This window comes from Flavobacterium sp. LC2016-23 (assembly GCF_009674775.1).
Taxonomy (GTDB): domain Bacteria; phylum Bacteroidota; class Bacteroidia; order Flavobacteriales; family Flavobacteriaceae; genus Flavobacterium.
The window spans coordinates 182,077-198,963 of record NZ_WKKE01000005.1; the positions used below are offsets into that span (position 1 = coordinate 182,077).

General features: G+C 36.8%; 16 protein-coding genes. 9 read left to right on the forward strand and 7 right to left on the reverse strand.

The genetic code is table 11. The annotated features are described in order from the left end of the window. Positions 1 to 13: 13 nt before the first annotated feature. From obgE to hpt, 4 genes are all read right to left on the reverse strand, one after another. Entirely contained in the window at positions 14 to 1,015 is a 1,002-nt protein-coding gene (gene obgE, locus GJU43_RS06050; RefSeq protein WP_055093408.1) for a GTPase ObgE, read from the reverse strand. Between the two features lie 146 nt (positions 1,016 to 1,161). Next, on the reverse strand, positions 1,162 to 2,436 hold the full coding sequence (locus tag GJU43_RS06055; RefSeq protein WP_154339891.1) for a hemolysin family protein: 1,275 nt from the start codon (positions 2,434 to 2,436) through the stop codon (positions 1,162 to 1,164). A 211-nt stretch (positions 2,437 to 2,647) separates the two neighbouring features. Further along, positions 2,648 to 3,220, reverse strand: coding sequence for an adenylate kinase (locus GJU43_RS06060; protein WP_154339892.1), 573 nt, complete (start codon positions 3,218 to 3,220; stop codon positions 2,648 to 2,650). Positions 3,221 to 3,300: 80 nt separating this feature from the next. Next, positions 3,301 to 3,831: a hypoxanthine phosphoribosyltransferase gene (gene hpt / locus GJU43_RS06065; RefSeq protein ID WP_154339893.1), complete on the reverse strand. Its 531-nt coding sequence runs from the start codon at positions 3,829 to 3,831 to the stop codon at positions 3,301 to 3,303. A gap of 184 nt (positions 3,832 to 4,015) precedes the next feature. Here hpt and GJU43_RS06070 point away from each other — a divergent pair, with 184 nt between their 5' ends. The 5 genes from GJU43_RS06070 to purE all read left to right on the forward strand — a co-directional run bounded on the left by GJU43_RS06070 (position 4,016) and on the right by purE (position 9,869). Next, positions 4,016 to 5,290, forward strand: coding sequence for a sorbosone dehydrogenase family protein (locus GJU43_RS06070; RefSeq protein ID WP_154339894.1), 1,275 nt, complete (start codon positions 4,016 to 4,018; stop codon positions 5,288 to 5,290). A 12-nt stretch (positions 5,291 to 5,302) separates the two neighbouring features. After that, positions 5,303 to 7,396 carry a TonB-dependent receptor gene (locus GJU43_RS06075; protein WP_154339895.1) on the forward strand — a complete coding sequence of 698 codons (2,094 nt, stop codon included), beginning with the start codon at positions 5,303 to 5,305 and terminating at the stop codon, positions 7,394 to 7,396. After that, positions 7,397 to 7,972, forward strand: coding sequence for a hypothetical protein (locus tag GJU43_RS06080; protein WP_154339896.1), 576 nt, complete (start codon positions 7,397 to 7,399; stop codon positions 7,970 to 7,972). Between the two features lie 138 nt (positions 7,973 to 8,110). After that, positions 8,111 to 9,265 (forward strand): 5-(carboxyamino)imidazole ribonucleotide synthase, encoded by a 1,155-nt coding sequence (locus tag GJU43_RS06085; protein WP_154339897.1) that lies wholly within the window; start codon positions 8,111 to 8,113, stop codon positions 9,263 to 9,265. A 121-nt stretch (positions 9,266 to 9,386) separates the two neighbouring features. Beyond that, complete coding sequence (gene purE, locus GJU43_RS06090; protein WP_041516353.1) at positions 9,387 to 9,869, forward strand: 5-(carboxyamino)imidazole ribonucleotide mutase; 483 nt, start codon at positions 9,387 to 9,389, stop codon at positions 9,867 to 9,869. Positions 9,870 to 9,936: 67 nt separating this feature from the next. On the opposite strand, the gene GJU43_RS06095 is transcribed toward purE, so the two are convergent. Beyond that, the gene (locus GJU43_RS06095; protein WP_154339898.1) at positions 9,937 to 10,605 is read right to left on the reverse strand and encodes a hypothetical protein; all 669 of its coding nucleotides are present in this window, start codon (positions 10,603 to 10,605) and stop codon (positions 9,937 to 9,939) included. A 231-nt stretch (positions 10,606 to 10,836) separates the two neighbouring features. On the opposite strand from GJU43_RS06095, the gene GJU43_RS06100 reads away from it, so the two are divergent. From GJU43_RS06100 to GJU43_RS06115, 4 genes are read left to right on the forward strand one after another with little or no spacing between them, the layout of a single operon-like run. After that, positions 10,837 to 12,864, forward strand: a complete 2,028-nt coding sequence (locus GJU43_RS06100; RefSeq protein ID WP_154339899.1) for a M3 family metallopeptidase — start codon at positions 10,837 to 10,839, stop codon at positions 12,862 to 12,864. Between the two features lie 32 nt (positions 12,865 to 12,896). Then, positions 12,897 to 13,484, forward strand: a complete 588-nt coding sequence (locus GJU43_RS06105; RefSeq protein WP_154339900.1) for a zeta toxin family protein — start codon at positions 12,897 to 12,899, stop codon at positions 13,482 to 13,484. Further along, entirely contained in the window at positions 13,471 to 13,632 is a 162-nt protein-coding gene (locus GJU43_RS06110; protein WP_154339901.1) for a hypothetical protein, read from the forward strand. Before GJU43_RS06105 ends, GJU43_RS06110 begins: the two co-directional genes overlap by 14 nt. Positions 13,633 to 13,645: 13 nt before the next feature. Continuing rightward, positions 13,646 to 14,305, forward strand: coding sequence for a vancomycin high temperature exclusion protein (locus GJU43_RS06115; RefSeq protein ID WP_154339902.1), 660 nt, complete (start codon positions 13,646 to 13,648; stop codon positions 14,303 to 14,305). 105 nt (positions 14,306 to 14,410) lie between these two features. On the opposite strand, the gene GJU43_RS06120 is transcribed toward GJU43_RS06115, so the two are convergent. Both GJU43_RS06120 and GJU43_RS06125 read right to left on the reverse strand, forming a co-directional pair. Then, entirely contained in the window at positions 14,411 to 16,219 is a 1,809-nt protein-coding gene (locus tag GJU43_RS06120; protein ID WP_154339903.1) for a hypothetical protein, read from the reverse strand. Between the two features lie 82 nt (positions 16,220 to 16,301). Continuing rightward, the gene (locus GJU43_RS06125) at positions 16,302 to 16,715 is read right to left on the reverse strand and encodes a DUF1842 domain-containing protein (RefSeq protein WP_154339904.1); all 414 of its coding nucleotides are present in this window, start codon (positions 16,713 to 16,715) and stop codon (positions 16,302 to 16,304) included. Positions 16,716 to 16,887 lie beyond the last annotated feature (172 nt).

Sequence of the window (16,887 nt, forward strand, 5' to 3'; positions counted from 1 at the left end):
AATCATATAGATTTTATTCATTCAGCATTTTCCAAAGTTTGTCTTTCAAATCTGTTAAACCTTGTTGGGCCACAGATGAAATAAACATATACGGAATATCTTTAAAAGCAACATCTAATTCTACTTTTAGTTCTGCTTTAAGCTCATCATCCAGCATATCACATTTTGAAATAACCAAAAGACGTTCTTTATCCAGCATTTCCGGATTGTATTTCGTCAATTCGTTGACCAAAATATCATACTCTCCTTTGATGTCAGGAGTATCAACAGGTACTAAGAATAATAAGGTCGAATTCCGTTCAATATGGCGTAAGAAATAATGTCCAAGACCTTTTCCTTCGGCTGCACCTTCTATAATTCCCGGAATATCTGCAATTACAAAAGACTGAAAATCTCTGTAAGCGACAATTCCTAAGTTTGGTTTTAAGGTTGTAAACGGATAATCTGCAATTTTTGGTTTTGCAGAAGTCAGCACAGACAATAAGGTTGACTTCCCTGCATTAGGAAAACCTACCAGACCTACATCTGCCAAAACTTTAAGTTCCAGGATCACATCCATTTCTACTCCCGGTAAACCTGGTTGCGCGTATCTTGGTGTCTGATTGGTAGAACTTCTAAAGTGCCAGTTTCCTAACCCTCCTTTACCTCCTTTAGAAAGGATTCTTTTTTCTCCGTCTTCGGTAATTTCGAATAAAGTTTCTCCGGTTTCCTTGTCTTTCACAACAGTTCCCAAAGGTACTTCGATAAATTTATCCTCTCCGTCAGCTCCTGTGCTACGGTCTCCTCCACCATCTCCACCGTGACCGGCTTTAATATGACGCGCAAACTTTAAGTGGAACAATGTCCAAAGTCCTTTATTCCCCACTAAATATACGTGTCCGCCGCGACCACCATCACCACCGTCCGGGCCTCCTTTTTCAATAAATTTCTCTCTATGTAAATGTGTAGATCCCTTTCCTCCCTTTCCGGAAGAAACATATATCTTAACATAATCTACAAAATTTCCTTCTGTCATTGTTTTAAATTTCAGATTTTAGATTTTGGATTTTAGATTGCTCTAAATCGTATTACTAAATTCTATTGTTTTTAGTATTCCGTCTCAGTCTCATTTTCAGTGCAAACTGCGGCTGAATACTGTGACTGAAAACTATTTTATTCTCTCTACTCTTTAAGTGCTTTTACCAGCACCTTATCAATCTTTACGCCATCCATATCAAGGACTTCAAGCACAAATTTTTGCCAGATTAATTTCTCGCCTTCTTTCGGAATATGAGAAAGCTCAGTCATAATCATTCCGCTTACGGTATTGACTTCGTAATCATTTGTCAATTCATCCAACTCAAAATAAGTCAGGAAATCGTGTAATGAATAATGTCCGTCAACCAGCCATGAACCATCTTCTCTTTCGATCAGCTGGAATTCATCTTTATAAAAATCAGAAGCATCTCCTACTAAGGCTTCCAATATATCATTCAGTGTGATAATTCCCTGAAAAACACCGTATTCATCTGATACTAAAGCATAGTGAATACCTGTTTTTTTGAAATTTTCCAACGCTTTATAAGCGGTGGTCTGCTCCATTAAATACGGAGCTTCTGTCATAATTGCCGACAAATCAAAATGATCGCTTTCGATATTGGCAAATATATTTTTAAGCGTAACAATTCCGACGATATCATCGTAATTATCGCTGTAAACGGGATATACTGTGTGTAAATCCTGTAAAACCAATTCTTTTATTTTGGCTTTATCCGCATTTAACGGCAGCATATCTACCGATTTACGGTGTGTCATTAGTGAATTTACTTTTCGATCCCCAATATGAAATACACGCTCTACAATATCCTGTTCAATTTCCTGAACTTCTCCGCCTTCCGTTCCTTCTTTTATAATAGCTTTAATTTCTTCTTCTGTAACTTTTCCGTCTGCGGTTGGTTTTATTCTCATCACATTCAATAAAAAATCGGTCGATGAGGTAAGCAGCCAGATGAAAGGAGCTGTAATGATAGATACGATCTTCATTGGCATGGCTACCATTTTCGCAATCGCCTCAGGGTAATTCAACCCGATTCGTTTAGGTAATAACTCACCCAAAACCAAAGAGAAAAAGGTCAGAACCACTACTACAATTCCCACTGCAACAGAATGTGCATACGGTTTTAAAACTTCAAATCCGCTAACAAATGTTTCTACATCAATTGTGATTTTATCTCCTGAATAAATACCGGTCAAAATTCCGATTAAGGTAATTCCGATTTGAACAGTTGATAAAAACTTGTTAGGCGAATTAGCTAAATCCAGCGCTATTTTGGCACTTTTATTTCCTTTTTTAGCGGCTGTTTCCAGTCTGTTTTTCCGGGCTGAAATAAGTGCAATTTCAGACATGGAGAAAACTCCGTTTAATAGTATTAGAAAAAATATTATTAGTATTTCCAATTTGTAATTGATTCGTTATTGAATAGTTCGTTATATGTAATTTGTAATCTAATGTAATTATAGTCCTTATGCCCTGACAAGCCCTGAACTAAAAAAACTAATTTTTCCTCCCAGAAAACAGCAATCCGAAGATGCTTATTTTATGGTATGGAAAAATAGTTTTCTTTTATCCCGATGGCTTCCGGGATGAAACGACAGTTGGAAAAAGCTTCTACAAATTATCTATAACTGACGTTAATCGCTCTGTAATTTCTTCAATAGTTCCGATACCGTCTACGGCATAAAACTTGTTTTGTTCTTTGTAATATCCAATTAATGGTGCTGTTTTCTCATTGTATTCCTGATATCTTACACGAATTTTCTCTTCGTCCTGATCATCAGGTCTTCCACTTGTTTTTCCTCTTTCTAACAGACGTGCTACTAAAATTTCATCATCCGCTTCCAATGCGATGGTTGCTGTAACACTTGAACCAATTGTTGGCAGAAATTTATCCAACGCCTTTGCCTGGTCTAAAGTTCTTGGATAACCGTCGAATAAAAATCCTGCAGTATCCGGATGTTTTTTCACTTCGTCAATTAACATTGCAGTGGTTACTTCGCAAGGTACCAACTCTCCATTATCCATAAAAACTCTTGCTTTTTTACCTAAATCTGTATCGTTTTTTAAATTAAAACGAAAAATATCTCCGGTTGAAAGATGTGTTAATTTGTATTTTTCTTTTAAAAATTCTGCCTGAGTTCCTTTTCCTGCTCCCGGCTTTCCAAATAAAACAATGTTAATCATAATAAGTGTGAGTGTTGCTTGACTTCTTAATTTTCAAAGAAGTTTAAAATGAATATATAGTTGTGTGTTTTGTTTAAAATTTATTCTGCTAATTTATATACTTCGGTCAAATTCCTTCCCAACCCATCATAGTCTAAACCATAACCCACAATGAATTTATTCGGAATCCTGATCCCGACATAATCGATCTTAATATCTTTTTTATACGCTTCCGGCTTAAAGAACAAAGTGGCAATCTTAAAATGCTTTACATTTTGTGCCTTAAACATTTTTTTTAATTCCTCGATCGTATTCCCTGTATCGACAATATCTTCAATAATAACGACCGTTCTGCCGGACAAATCCTGATTGATCCCGATTAATTCTTTAACGGAATTAGTAGATTCTATACCTTCATAAGAAGCCATTTTAATAAAGGAAACTTCGCAGGGTTTTTTGTATTTTTTCAGAAAATCGGCAACCACCATAAATGCGCCATTCAGAACACCAATAAAAATTGGGGTATCATCTCCAAAATCATCTTCTACTTGTGCAACTATTTTCGTTAAAGCAAAATCAATTTCTTTTGCCGAAATAAACGGAACAAATTGTTTATCGTGAAGTTGTATCATTATTTTTATGTTTAAAATAATGCGCAAAGATACAGAATTACAACCAAACTGTTAGTATCAAATTATTTTGAAACAACACTTTTTTACCAATGTTAAATATCAGTTAATTTTTACATTTCAATTCTGTTATTATTTTCTACATTTACTAAATTGTTGTTTTTAAAATATTTAACTCCAAATCACAATGAAAATAATCAGACAAATATCTTCATCAGTATTGTTAATCGTACTGACGGCCTGTAACGGCCAGGTCAAAAAAGAAGAAAAAGAAGCGCTGGCAAAACAGCCCGGTACTATTGTTAAGACTGCAATCGGAGAAATTACTTTACCTCCGCCGTATGCTACCGAATCCAAAACAAATAACAGCCGCGTGCTGAAATGGCCCGAAGGAAAAACGCCAAAAGCACCTGAAGGTTTTACAGTATCTAAATTTGCAGATGGTTTAGAAAATCCGCGTTGGACCTATATTGCCCCAAACAACGATATTTTTATTGTGGAAAGCGGCACCAGAACCAGTAAAAATCAGATTACGGTTTTTCGTGATGCCGATAAAGACGGAAAATTTGAAACCCGTAATGTTTTTATTTCAGGACTGAACAGACCTTTTGGAATGCTGGTGCTGAAAGATTTTTTCTATATTGCCAATACCGATGGACTTTATCGTTATCCTTATAAAAATAATCCGCTAAAACTGGAAACCCAGGGCACAAAGATTCTTGAACTTCCTGCCGGAGGCTACAACAATCACTGGACGAGAAATCTACTTGCAAATCCTGACGGAACAAAAATCTATGTTTCTGTCGGATCAGGAAGTAATGTCGGAGAAAACGGAATGGACAAAGAAGTGCGTCGCGCTGCGATTCTGGAAGTGAATCCCGACGGAACCGGTGAAAAAATTTATGCATCCGGAATTAGAAACCCGGTTGGAATGGACTGGAATCCGGCTAATGGTGAACTTTGGACAGCAGTTAACGAACGTGACGAATTAGGGGACGATCTTGTTCCTGATTATGCTACAAGCGTTAAAAAAGATGGCTTTTATGGCTGGCCATATTCTTATTATGGAAATATTCTGGATCCGAGAATGAAAGGCGAGCGCAAAGATTTAGCCGCAAAAGCAATTGTACCTGATGTGCCTGTTGGCGCTCATACGGCTTCTCTTGGATTGGCATTTTATACGAAAGATGCTTTTCCGAAGAAATACAAAAACGGAATTTTTGTGGGGCAGCATGGTTCCTGGAATCGCGCTAAAATCTCAGGTTATAAAGTGATTTTTGTTCCTTTTGCCAATGGAAAGCCTTCCGGAAAACCTGAAGATTTTCTAACCGGATTTGTTGCAGATGAAGCCAAAGCAGAAGTATATGGCCGTCCGGTTGCCGTTACTGTTATGAATGACGGAGCACTTCTGGTAAACGATGACAGCGGAAACACCATCTGGAAAGTAACTGCCAATAAATAACAGCTCCTTTTTATGATCTTAAAAAAATACTGCTTTCTTTATTTTTTTGCATTGCTTTTTTTCCAAACGATCAATGCACAAAATAAGGAAAGCAACACTATTGATTCTCTTCAGACCCAAAAACTGAAAGAAGTGGTAATCAGTCCGTTTTATATTAACACGGACTTACAAAATGCTCCGGCTTCTATCGGTATTTTATCCAAAAAAGATTTATTGCAAAATAATGCCACCGATATCAGCACCGTAATCAATACAATTCCGGGTGTTTTTATGCAATCTGCAAATTTTACCACCACCCGGATTTCGATTCGGGGAATTGGTGCGCGAACACCTTACGGCACCAATAAAATCAGGGCTTTTTATGGCAGCATTCCGCTTACTTCCGGAAACAGTGAAACCGTGATTGATGATATTGATCTTCAAAACATCAGTCAGGTTGAAATTATCAAAGGCCCTCTTTCCAGTGTTTACGGTGCGGGATTAGGCGGCGCGATTTTACTTTCACCTCAACTTTCAAAAACACAAGGACAAAACGCAGGGATCAGCACCGTTTTTGGCTCTTACGGTTTATTAAAAAATACGCTGAATTACAGTCTAAACGAAAAACAAGGCAGTTTAAATCTCAGTTATCACAAACTGCAAACCGATGGCTGGAGAGCTAACAGTGCTTATAACCGGGAAGGAATTACTTTGGCCGGTGAATTGTTCAAGAAGGAAAACAGCAAACTGACTTATTTCTCCAATTATACATATCTGAAATCTTTCATTCCAAGTTCGATTAACAAAACGATGTTTGAAAACAATCCGCAATCCGGCGCCCCAACCTGGGTCGCCTCAAAAGGATACAAAGAATACAAATCAACTTTGGGCGGATTGGCATATGATTTTAAACTCAATGAAAATATAACTAATTCGACTTCGGTTTTTATCAATTACAAAGACAGTAACGAACCAAGGCCTTTTGATATTCTGCGTCAATATACTTTTGCAGCCGGTGCCAGAACCCAATTTTCAGGAAGTTTTAAAATTAAGGAAACCGAGAACCAGTTTATAACCGGAATTGAATATTTCTCGGATCATTACAAAGGCAATACGTTCGAGAATTTATATCAGCAGAACAATGGTCAGGGAAGTTTACAGGGAAATCAGCTTACCGAAAATGGTCAGAAAAGGCATTTTTACAATATCTTTTCGCAAATGAGAACTTTACTTTCCAAACAGTTTGAAATCCAGGCCGGACTAAATTACAATAAAACTGCTTTTGAATTAGAAGACTACAATCTCAATTCGAATCAGGAATACAGTTACGACGGTATTCTTTCGCCTCAATTGTCTTTGCTATTTAAAATCAGTCAGGAAAGAACCTTGTATTTTTCAGCAAGCCGCGGATTTTCACTACCGGCTACAGAAGAAACACTTACCAGCAACGGAACTATTAACCCTGATATCAAGCCGGAGAGCGGCTATAATTTTGAAGCAGGTGGTAAATTTTATTTTTTCAATAAAAAACTCTATACCGAATTTGCTGTTTACCGAATGGAAATAAAAGATCTGCTGGTCGCAAAACGGGTTGGAGATGATCAGTATGTAGGCATAAATGCCGGAAAAACATTTCATGAAGGCATTGAAATGACCTTCAAACACAATTGGCCTATTAATTCGTTCTGGACCATGAGTTCCTATTTTTCGGGTTCTTTGGGCAAGTATGAATTTAAAGAATACGTAGACAACGGAAATGATTTTTCAGGAAACAAATTAACCGGAGTTGCCGCGAATAAAGTAAATGCCGGATTGATTTTTAATACCAGCTTAGGCGTTTATTTTTCTGCCGATTATCAGTTTGTAGATGAAATTCCATTAAATGATGCGAACACCGCGTATTCAGATGCCTACAACATTGTCAACATTAAAGCTGGTTATGGGTTTGAAATTTTGCCTTCCCTGACGACCAGTTTTGCTGCCGGAATCAATAATCTTACCAACGAAAAATATGCGTCATTGATTTTACCCAATGCTGTCGCAGTCGGAAATGCAACGCCAAGATATTATTATCCCGGACTTCCAGTAAATTATTATGGAACAATCTCATTAAATTACTTATTTTAGATGTTGCATACAAAACCAAATAAAATGTCTTCTGACCTCCAGTTAAAACTCGACTATGTTAATGCTTACCGGGAAAACCGTCTTAAGGTGGCGCAGGAGGTCCTGGAAAACAAACTTTTTTTTGAGGAATTAGTTGCGGTTTCTTTTTCTCCTTCACACAAAAACCATCATAAGGCATGCTGGATTTTAGAGTTTGTATCGTATGAAGAACTGAATTGGCTGCAGCCTCATCTTGATTTCTTCTGTTCTAATTTGAAAATATTAAAAGACGAAAGTGCGATACGTCCGATTGCAAAAGTGGTCCAGCTTTTAATAAAGTCGCATTATAGGAAAACCGAAAACAGCGTTTTACTCTCTGAAGAAAATCTTCAGGATTGCATAGAAACTTCTTTTGACTGGCTAATAAATGATACCAAGGTGGCTACCAAAGCGTATTCTATAAGAACTTTATATGTATTGGGAAATCATTACGACTGGATTCACCCGGAGCTGCAAATCATTCTGAACAAGGACTATGCAGATCATTCGGCAGCATACAAAGCCGTTGCAAAGGAAGTTTTGAAGAAAATAAAATAACTATTACCTCCTTTAAATTCAACACAGATGGCACTAATGATCCTGTTCTGAAAATCAGAATCTGAAAAAATTCGTGAAATTCGTGAAATTCGTGGCAAAAAAAAGATTAAAAAGTATCTTTGCAAAAACACAACAACAATGAATTATTTTTCTTCTGATTTTAAATTAGGAATTTTAGGTGGCGGACAATTAGGCAAAATGCTATTATCTGATACCAGAAAGTTTGACATCCAGACGTATGTTTTAGATCCGAGTGACGAAGCGCCGAGCAAAATTGCCTGTAATAAATTCTTCAAAGGTGATTTGATGGATTATGAAACCGTTTACAATTTCGGGAAACAGGTTGATGTTATAACTTTCGAAATTGAACTGGTTAATCTGGAAGCTTTGACGCAATTAGAAAATGAAGGCGTGAAAGTGTATCCTTCTCCAAAAACCTTAAAAGGAATTCAAAACAAAGGCGTTCAAAAAGATTTTTACACTAAAAATAATATTCCAACAGCTGCCTATTTACGATTTAACAATCCTCAGGACTTACAGCAATCTGTGGGGAAAAATGAAATGACGATTCCATTTGTATGGAAATGTACTGAATTTGGTTACGACGGAAATGGCGTAAAAGTGATTCGCCAGATTTCTGACATGGATCATCTTCCTAATGTAGAATGCATTGCAGAAACCATGGTTCCGTTTAAAAACGAACTTGCTGTAATCGTCTGCAGAAATCCATCCGGAGAAATAAAAACCTATCCGGTTGTCGAGATGGAATTCCATCCGGAAGCCAATCAGGTAGAATATGTAATTTGTCCTGCACGTATTGACGAAAAAGTAGCCGAAAAAGCCCGTGCAATTGCTTTGAATGTTTCTGAAAAATTCAATCATGTTGGTCTTTTGGCAGTGGAAATGTTTCAAACCAGCGACGACGAAATTTTGGTAAACGAAGTAGCTCCGCGTCCGCACAATTCAGGTCACTATTCCATTGAAGCCAGTTATACTTCACAATTCGAAAATCATTTAAGAGCGATTTTAGATCTTCCGTTAGGAAATACCGACAGTAAAGTGGCCGGAGTTATGGTCAATTTAGTGGGTGCCGAAGGTTTTTCCGGAGATGTTGTTTACGAAAACATTGAAACTATTTTAGGATGGAATGGTGTTACGCCACATATTTACGGTAAAAAACAAACCCGCCCTTTCAGAAAAATGGGCCATGTTACCATAGTAAATGAAAATATGAACGAGGCACGACGAATTGCCGAGGATGTGAAGAATACTATTAAGGTGATTAGTTTATAGTCGCAGTTTTCAGTCGCAGTCCACAACCTGAAACAAAAAATAACAGTCACAGTTTTCAGTCGCAGTCCAAAACCTGAAACTTGAAACCTGAAACCTGAAACAAAAAACAACAAAAAAACACATGAGCAAAGTAGCCATTATAATGGGAAGCATTTCAGACATGCCAGTCATGCAGGATGCTATAGACATACTAAAACAATTTAATATCGAAACAGAAGTTGATATCGTTTCGGCACACAGAACACCTGAAAAACTATTCGATTTTAGTAAAAACGCCCATACGCGTGGTATTTCGGTTATTATTGCCGGAGCCGGTGGTGCGGCACATTTACCGGGAATGGTTGCTTCGATGTCACCACTTCCTGTAATTGGAGTTCCGGTAAAATCAAGCAATTCTATTGATGGGTGGGATTCCGTTTTATCGATTCTGCAAATGCCGGGCGGCGTTCCGGTTGCTACTGTAGCTTTAAACGGTGCCAAAAATGCCGGAATATTAGCAGCACAAATCATCGGAAGCCATGATAAGAAAGTTTTGGATACGATTATTGCATACAAAGAAGAACTGAAAGCTGCGGTAAATAAAGCTGCAGAAGGTTTGAAATAATTTTTAGTTTTCAGTCGCAGTTTTCAGTATAAACTGTGACTGAAAACTGCGACTGAAAACTAAAAAACTACGCTTCCTCCTCAATATCTTCCAGAACAGATTCAAATTCATATTCCTTTATATCTTCTTTATTTATCCAGTTTTCTGAAGTAACCAAATTGTAATTGATATCATCTTCGGTTGTCAATTCCCAAATAATAGCTTCAGCTTCAGGAAACGGAATATTTTGAGAGATTTGATTTTCAAACAATCTTTTGATAAGATTTCTGTCAGACAAACCGTTATTCAATAATTTCAACACGTTTTCAGCAGTCAACTTTTGTTTTTCGCCATCAGTTGGTGTCATTGAAAAATGAACAACAGATGCTTTTGCATTTGGAAATTTTCCATTATAAGCTTTAAAAAGTAATTGATCGATATGAAATAAAGTTCCCTGCATGTCTATTTCGGGATATTCCTCGCATACCTTATCAATTAACATGTTGTGCGATATTTGTTCAATTTGGCCATCACCCAATCGGTCAGCAAATTTATATTTTAAGACTATTTCGGCAGCTTCATTGGGTTCGTAATCTGATATAGCCATTTCTAGCAATTCCGGCAAACTACTTTTCTCGGCTGTGGCGCCATCCGGATAATTGAATTTTTCTAATAACCGGACAAAATCTTCATCTGACCAGTAGCCTTCCACTTCGTTAACAGTATCAATACGTTTTATTACTATTTTATAATTCATCCTTTATTTATTTTTTACAATTAGTATGATCAGCATTTTATAAGGCCAAATCCTTTTTTCACAATTTAAGCTTTTTAAACCTGCCTCAGCAATAAATAACATATCTATAACACAATTTACTTTTGCTTTAATACCGAGAATCAATCTTGTTTAGGTCGGTGGATTTTTATAAATTGCTACCTTTGGCATTCAAAAAAACAGACTTCAATTCATAAAAATAAGTACAGCATAATGAACATCTTAACACAATACTTCAACACCAAACATAATACAGCACCTTTTTCACAAATTAAAATCGAAGATTATATTCTCGCTTTTCAGGAAGGAATTGCTTTGGCCAAAGCCGAAATTGATGCTATCGTTAACAATCCGGAAGCACCGACTTTTGAAAACACGGTTGTAGCAATGGATTTCTCCGGGGATATTCTGGACCGTCTTTCCAGTGTTTTCTTCAATTTGAATTCAGCGGAAACGAATGACGAAATGCAGAAAATCGCACAGGAAGTTTCTCCTTTATTATCGGAATTTGGAAATGACATTACGTTAAACGCCGCTTTATTTGCAAAAATAAAAACAGTTTATGATCAAAAAGAGCAGCTGAATTTAAATCCGGAGCAAACGACACTTTTAGATAAAAAGTACAAAAGCTTTTCCAGAAACGGAGCTAATTTACCGGAAGATAAAAAAGAAAAATTACGCGAAATCGACAAGGAATTGTCTAAATTAAAATTACAATTCGAAGAAAATATTCTGGCAGAAACAAATGCTTTCGAATTGCATTTAACAGATGAAAAAGATTTAGCCGGTTTACCTGAAGGAACTATTGAAGCAGCACGATTACTGGCTAAAAACCAGGAAAAAGAAGGCTGGATTTTCACTTTGGATCATCCGAGTTATCTTCCGTTTCTGACGTATGCCGATAATCGCGAATTGCGTAAAAAAATGGCGATTGCTTTTGGAGCGAGAGGATTTCAAAATAACGAATTTGACAATCAGGAAAATGTGTTGAAAATTGCCAAATTACGTTTTGAAAGAGCTAATTTGCTAGGGTATAAAACCCATGCTCATTTTGTCCTGGAAGAAAGAATGGCCGAAAGTCCGGAGAAAGTTTTTACTTTCCTGAATGATTTGCTCGCAAAAGCAAAACCTGCAGCTCAGAAGGAATTTGCCCAATTAACGGCTTTCGCCAAAGAACTGGACGGAATTGAACAATTGGAAAAATGGGATGGTGCTTATTATTCCGAGAAATTAAAACAACAGCTTTTTAATTTAGATGATGAAAAACTGAAACCTTATTTTCAGTTGGAAAAAGTATTGAACGGTGCTTTTACTGTTGCCAAAAAACTATACGGCTTAACCTTCACAGAGGTTTTTGACATTGATAAATACCATGAAGAAGTAACCACTTATGAAGTAACCGATGCTGATCACAATCTAGTTTCGATTTTCTACGCGGATTTCTTTCCAAGAAAAGGAAAACGAAACGGGGCCTGGATGACTTCATTCAAATCACAATCCATAAAAGACGGTGTAAACGAAAGACCGCATATTTCGAACGTTTGTAATTTCACCAAACCAACAGAAACCAAACCTTCCTTATTGACTTTTAATGAAGTAACGACCTTATTACACGAATTCGGTCACGGTTTGCATGGAATGTTAGCCAACACCACCTATCCAAGTTTATCCGGAACTTCGGTTTTCTGGGATTTTGTAGAATTGCCAAGTCAGATTATGGAAAACTGGTGTTACGAGCCGGAAGCTTTGGCTTTGTTTGCCAATCACTATGAAACCGGAGAAATCATTCCGATTGAATATGTTCAGAAAATTAAAGAAAGTGCCAGTTTCCAGGAAGGACTCGCCACTTTACGTCAGCTAAGTTTTGGATTACTGGACATGGCGTGGCACGGACAGGATCCGACAAATATTACTGATCTTAAATCTTTCGAAACGCAACAATTTGCCAATACGCAATTGTATCCCGATGTAAAAGAGAATGCTATGAGTACTGCTTTTTCTCATATTTTCCAGGGAGGTTATTCTTCCGGATATTACAGTTATAAATGGGCTGAGGTTTTAGACGCTGATGCTTTTGAATATTTTCAGGAAAAAGGAATTTTCAATACAGAAGTAGCGACAAAATTCAAAGAAAATGTCCTTTCAAAAGGAGGGACAGAACATCCGATGGTTTTATACAAACGTTTCAGGGGTCAGGAGCCAAAACCGGAAGCTTTGTTGAAAAGAGCAGGATTGCTGTAATTATTCGATACCTTTGTTAATATTAAAAACGATTGAAAGATAAAAATCTATATATAATTGCTGGTTGTAATGGAGCGGGAAAAACAACTGCTTCATATACAATCCTGCCTGAAATTCTGGACTGTAAAGAGTTTGTAAATGCTGATGAAATTGCAAAAGGATTATCTCCTTTTCAGCCTGAAAAAGTTAGTTTTGAAGCTGGTAGAATAATGCTTCATCGTATTGATGAATTATTACAAAAAGAAGCCGACTTTGCATTTGAGACAACTCTTTCCGCTAAAAGTTACATTTCAATTGTAAAAAAAGCTCAAAGCCAGGGCTATTTTGTAACATTGGTCTTCTTTTGGTTAAATTCTATCGAGCTTGCAAAACAGAGGGTAATAATCCGGGTAAGCGAAGGCGGCCATAGCATTCCCGAAGATGTTATTGAAAGAAGGTATGTAAGAGGGATTAAAAACTTTTTCAAAATTTATTTAAATGCATGCGATAATGTGATGCTTTTTGATAATTCTAATAAATCGCCTGTTCTTATTTTAGAAAAAGAAATTAGCGAGGAATCAGTTATTATTAATGAGGATTTATTTAATGAAGTAAAAAAAATACAACATGACAAAAGATAAAATCAAAGAATTACAAAATAAAATAGTTGAAGGCCTAAAGGTTTCTTCAAAAAAAATGATTGAAAACAAAAAGAAAATCAATGGAAAAATTGTTGTTTATGCTGATGGAAAAATTCAGACTATAAATGCGGTAGACATTAAAGATTAAACATAAACATATTTTGAAAAAATACCTTAAAATCTTTATTTATCTTTCCATTACTGGATTGATTTCGATTATTGCTGTGAATTGGTATGTAAAATCTTCGACCAAAAAGCAAATTTATTATTCGATTAAAAGATTCCCCAAAAACGATGTCGGAATTATTTTTGGTGCCGGAATTAACGGAGATCAGCCCAGCAAATATTTAAAAGACAGACTTGATGCCGGAATCCTGTTATACAAAGCCAAAAGAATCAATAAAATTTTGCTTTCGGGTGATAATGGCCGCGATGAATATGATGAATTGACCGTGATGAAAAATTACTGTTACAAAAATGGTGTTGATACTACTCAAATATTTATTGATTATGCGGGTTTCGATACCTACTCAACAATGTACAGGGCAAAGCATATTTTTAAAATCAGGAAGGCAACTTTAATATCGCAGGAATACCACTTAAACCGGGCAATCTATATCGGGAAGAGTGTTGATATAAAATCGGTTGGATTTTCTGCAAACAAAGGAGAATACAGCGGTTACAAATATGTTACGTTCAGAGAATATCTTTCCATCTATAAATCCTTTTTTGATGTTTTAAGAAATCGTGAACCGCATTTTTTAGGCCATCCGATTAATATCAATGGGGAATCCAATTATTCAAAAGACGACAAAAGATAAAAATAACCGTAGTTATAAAACCTGTTTATTACGACACAGGGGTTCTTTAAAAAATTAAAAGCCAGTACAGAAGTACTGGCTTTTTTTAACCAACAAGAATTATAATTAACTTTTTTTCTTAACTTTCTTATTATTATTTGAAGTCAATGGCAGAAGTTCATCAAAAACATGGCTTAAATCGCCCGGTTTTAGACCATTATTCTGATTGTGACAAGAAAAACAAGAGACTGCTGTACTGTCTGTCGAAGCGGTTGACGAAGGCTGCACATACGTTTCCATAGTACTGTTAGACAGCTGTCCTGTACCAATTGCATCGCCGGCCGGAATCGAATCATTAACAGCTCCGTACGGATACACATTCCCGTTTGGTGCTGCACCGCCAAAAGTCCAGGTTGCTCCTATTAATAAATAATTTTTTCTCACATCTTTCCCAACCAGCATGCTGCGAACGGCATTGTTTATGGAGATGATCTCACTGTTGGAATCCGCTGGTGTTTTATCCTCTCCGTTAGGAACGGTATTGGAAGCAACTCCCCACGCCATAATTCTTCTTGCAGTCGGACTATTAACAGATGGATCTTTAATCAAAATTGAATCGTGACCAACGGTCATATTCTGGATATTCTGAGGCCCCGTTGTATCATTGGCATTGGCATTAAAAAGCCATCCTTTACCCGTATCGGCTTTTACCTGTTTTATTTTATCATTTACATCTCTGTACGTGTAAGCATCGTTTGGTGAATTTTTCTCGTGCTCGAATGTTGCCCAGATCATTTCAGGATGTCCGGCGACACTGCCTACAACATGCATTCCAACTAAGGCTAATGTTGTTGTGGTCTCTCCGTTTTCTACCCATGCGTTTGGATTGGATTTATCGTAAGTAGGGATTACCGCTTTGATCGTTACGTAAGTTTCCGCATTTGGTAAATCTTTCACTTCTACCCATGATGTTTTTAATTCCATTGCCAGAGCATCCGGATCCGGAGGTGCGGCCCATCCTTTTGCTTTAGCATAGGCAAGGATACTGTCTCTTGCAGCTGCCGTTGTTGGAAACTGATTTCCGTTTAATTTGCCCTCATTCACTCCGGTTAAAAAATAAGCATAAACATCATTAACCATTGTGATGTAATATACTAATGATTTATTTTCACCCATTAAGGCGCCGTGGGAACCTGCCTGCCCCTGTTCTGATTGCACTTCTTTTCCGGTAGCATCAAGAAAGATAGATTTCTTCCCTACTTTAAATTCCTGAACCACCTCAGAAGGCTTAATTTTACTGTCAATAACCGGTTTTGGATTTTTAATCACTTTTCCTTTTGCGTCAATAAAGGAATGCAGCCCTGAAGCATTAGCCACGATACGCTCTACCTGAATCAATTTATTTGATTCATCCTTAACTTTTTCGCCACTTTTTTCAGCTTCAATCTCAAACATTTTCCCGGTTTTATCAATTAAAATAGGAAGTCTGTTAGGTCCGCTTTGATTAATATTACTTACTGCACGCAGCACCTGATTTGGTTTGTGCTGCGTCAGTGTACGCTTATTTAAGGAATCAGGAGGAGAAACATTATAAAATATCGAAGATTCTAAAACCGTTCCTTTTCCATCATAGGCTCCGGAAGCAGGAGATGTTACCCACAAAAACATTTGTTCCGACCATTTATAGAAATCGCAATTGTTGTTATGCGGAAATAAGACACTATTAGCAGGTGTCACTAATCCGTTTTCAGTTATAGAACCTGAAGCAAACCAGGACTTAAATTCTGAATCAGACACAGTACAGCTTTTCTTGACATCCTGTGGCAAATATTCGGAATCACCAGAAGCCAGCAGGCCCTTTTTTTTGCATCCTAAAAATAGGATTATTATTATCATAAATGATACGGTAATAATTTTGTTGGTTGTTTTTTTCATTTTATTTATAGTTTGATATGGTTGTTTTTGGTCAATCTATTTCTGAAAACGACTGCTGCCGAAATTAATATGAAGTTTTATTCTATACCAATTCCTCCTTAAAGCATTCTGACGGCTCAACGGGTTCATTTTCGATTTGGTAATTATAGCATGAAAAGCCTCCAATTCCATTCCAGCCGTTATCGATAGCAAAATGGGCAACGAAATCCGCCAGGAAAGAACGTTTTTCCAAGGGGGAGAAAGACTGAGTATATTGCCCCTCTAAACTCACTACTTGTGTGAACTGTCCGAATCCGGTAGTATGAATTTTGCCTTTTACCTGAACAACGATATCACTTTCCAGCATGTTGACAGCCTGCGTAATAACAACGGTTCCTTTTACGAAATTTTTTAATGGTAAAACTTCCAGAGCAAATGAAGCTACAGGGGCACCAGGTATTCTGAGATTTCCGATTGTGCCTTTTATAAAATAATCATCTCTTAATAAAATTTCCATCGTTCTCTAGTTTAAATTTACTTACTCAAAACTATATCAGAGATACATGTGTAAGTGAAAAAATGTCATGAAAGAGGAATTATTAGTCATGAAAGAGGAAAAAGATGTCATGGCACCCTTTATATTAAAAAAGACAGATTCAGCATAAATCTGCGCCTTTTTAAAAATTAAA

What these genes read in the sequence shown, in the direction of transcription:
- obgE (WP_055093408.1), bottom strand. Translation starts at nt 1,015, where the DNA reads ATGACAGAAGGAAATTTTGTAGATTATGTTAAGATATATGTTTCTTCC.
- GJU43_RS06060 (WP_154339892.1), bottom strand. Translation starts at nt 3,220, where the DNA reads ATGATTAACATTGTTTTATTTGGAAAGCCGGGAGCAGGAAAAGGAACT.
- hpt (WP_154339893.1), bottom strand. Translation starts at nt 3,831, where the DNA reads ATGATACAACTTCACGATAAACAATTTGTTCCGTTTATTTCGGCAAAA.
- GJU43_RS06070 (WP_154339894.1), top strand. Translation starts at nt 4,016, where the DNA reads ATGAAAATAATCAGACAAATATCTTCATCAGTATTGTTAATCGTACTG.
- GJU43_RS06075 (WP_154339895.1), top strand. Translation starts at nt 5,303, where the DNA reads ATGATCTTAAAAAAATACTGCTTTCTTTATTTTTTTGCATTGCTTTTT.
- GJU43_RS06080 (WP_154339896.1), top strand. Translation starts at nt 7,397, where the DNA reads ATGTTGCATACAAAACCAAATAAAATGTCTTCTGACCTCCAGTTAAAA.
- GJU43_RS06085 (WP_154339897.1), top strand. Translation starts at nt 8,111, where the DNA reads ATGAATTATTTTTCTTCTGATTTTAAATTAGGAATTTTAGGTGGCGGA.
- purE (WP_041516353.1), top strand. Translation starts at nt 9,387, where the DNA reads ATGAGCAAAGTAGCCATTATAATGGGAAGCATTTCAGACATGCCAGTC.
- GJU43_RS06095 (WP_154339898.1), bottom strand. Translation starts at nt 10,605, where the DNA reads ATGAATTATAAAATAGTAATAAAACGTATTGATACTGTTAACGAAGTG.
- GJU43_RS06100 (WP_154339899.1), top strand. Translation starts at nt 10,837, where the DNA reads ATGAACATCTTAACACAATACTTCAACACCAAACATAATACAGCACCT.
- GJU43_RS06110 (WP_154339901.1), top strand. Translation starts at nt 13,471, where the DNA reads ATGACAAAAGATAAAATCAAAGAATTACAAAATAAAATAGTTGAAGGC.
- GJU43_RS06120 (WP_154339903.1), bottom strand. Translation starts at nt 16,219, where the DNA reads ATGAAAAAAACAACCAACAAAATTATTACCGTATCATTTATGATAATA.
- GJU43_RS06125 (WP_154339904.1), bottom strand. Translation starts at nt 16,715, where the DNA reads ATGGAAATTTTATTAAGAGATGATTATTTTATAAAAGGCACAATCGGA.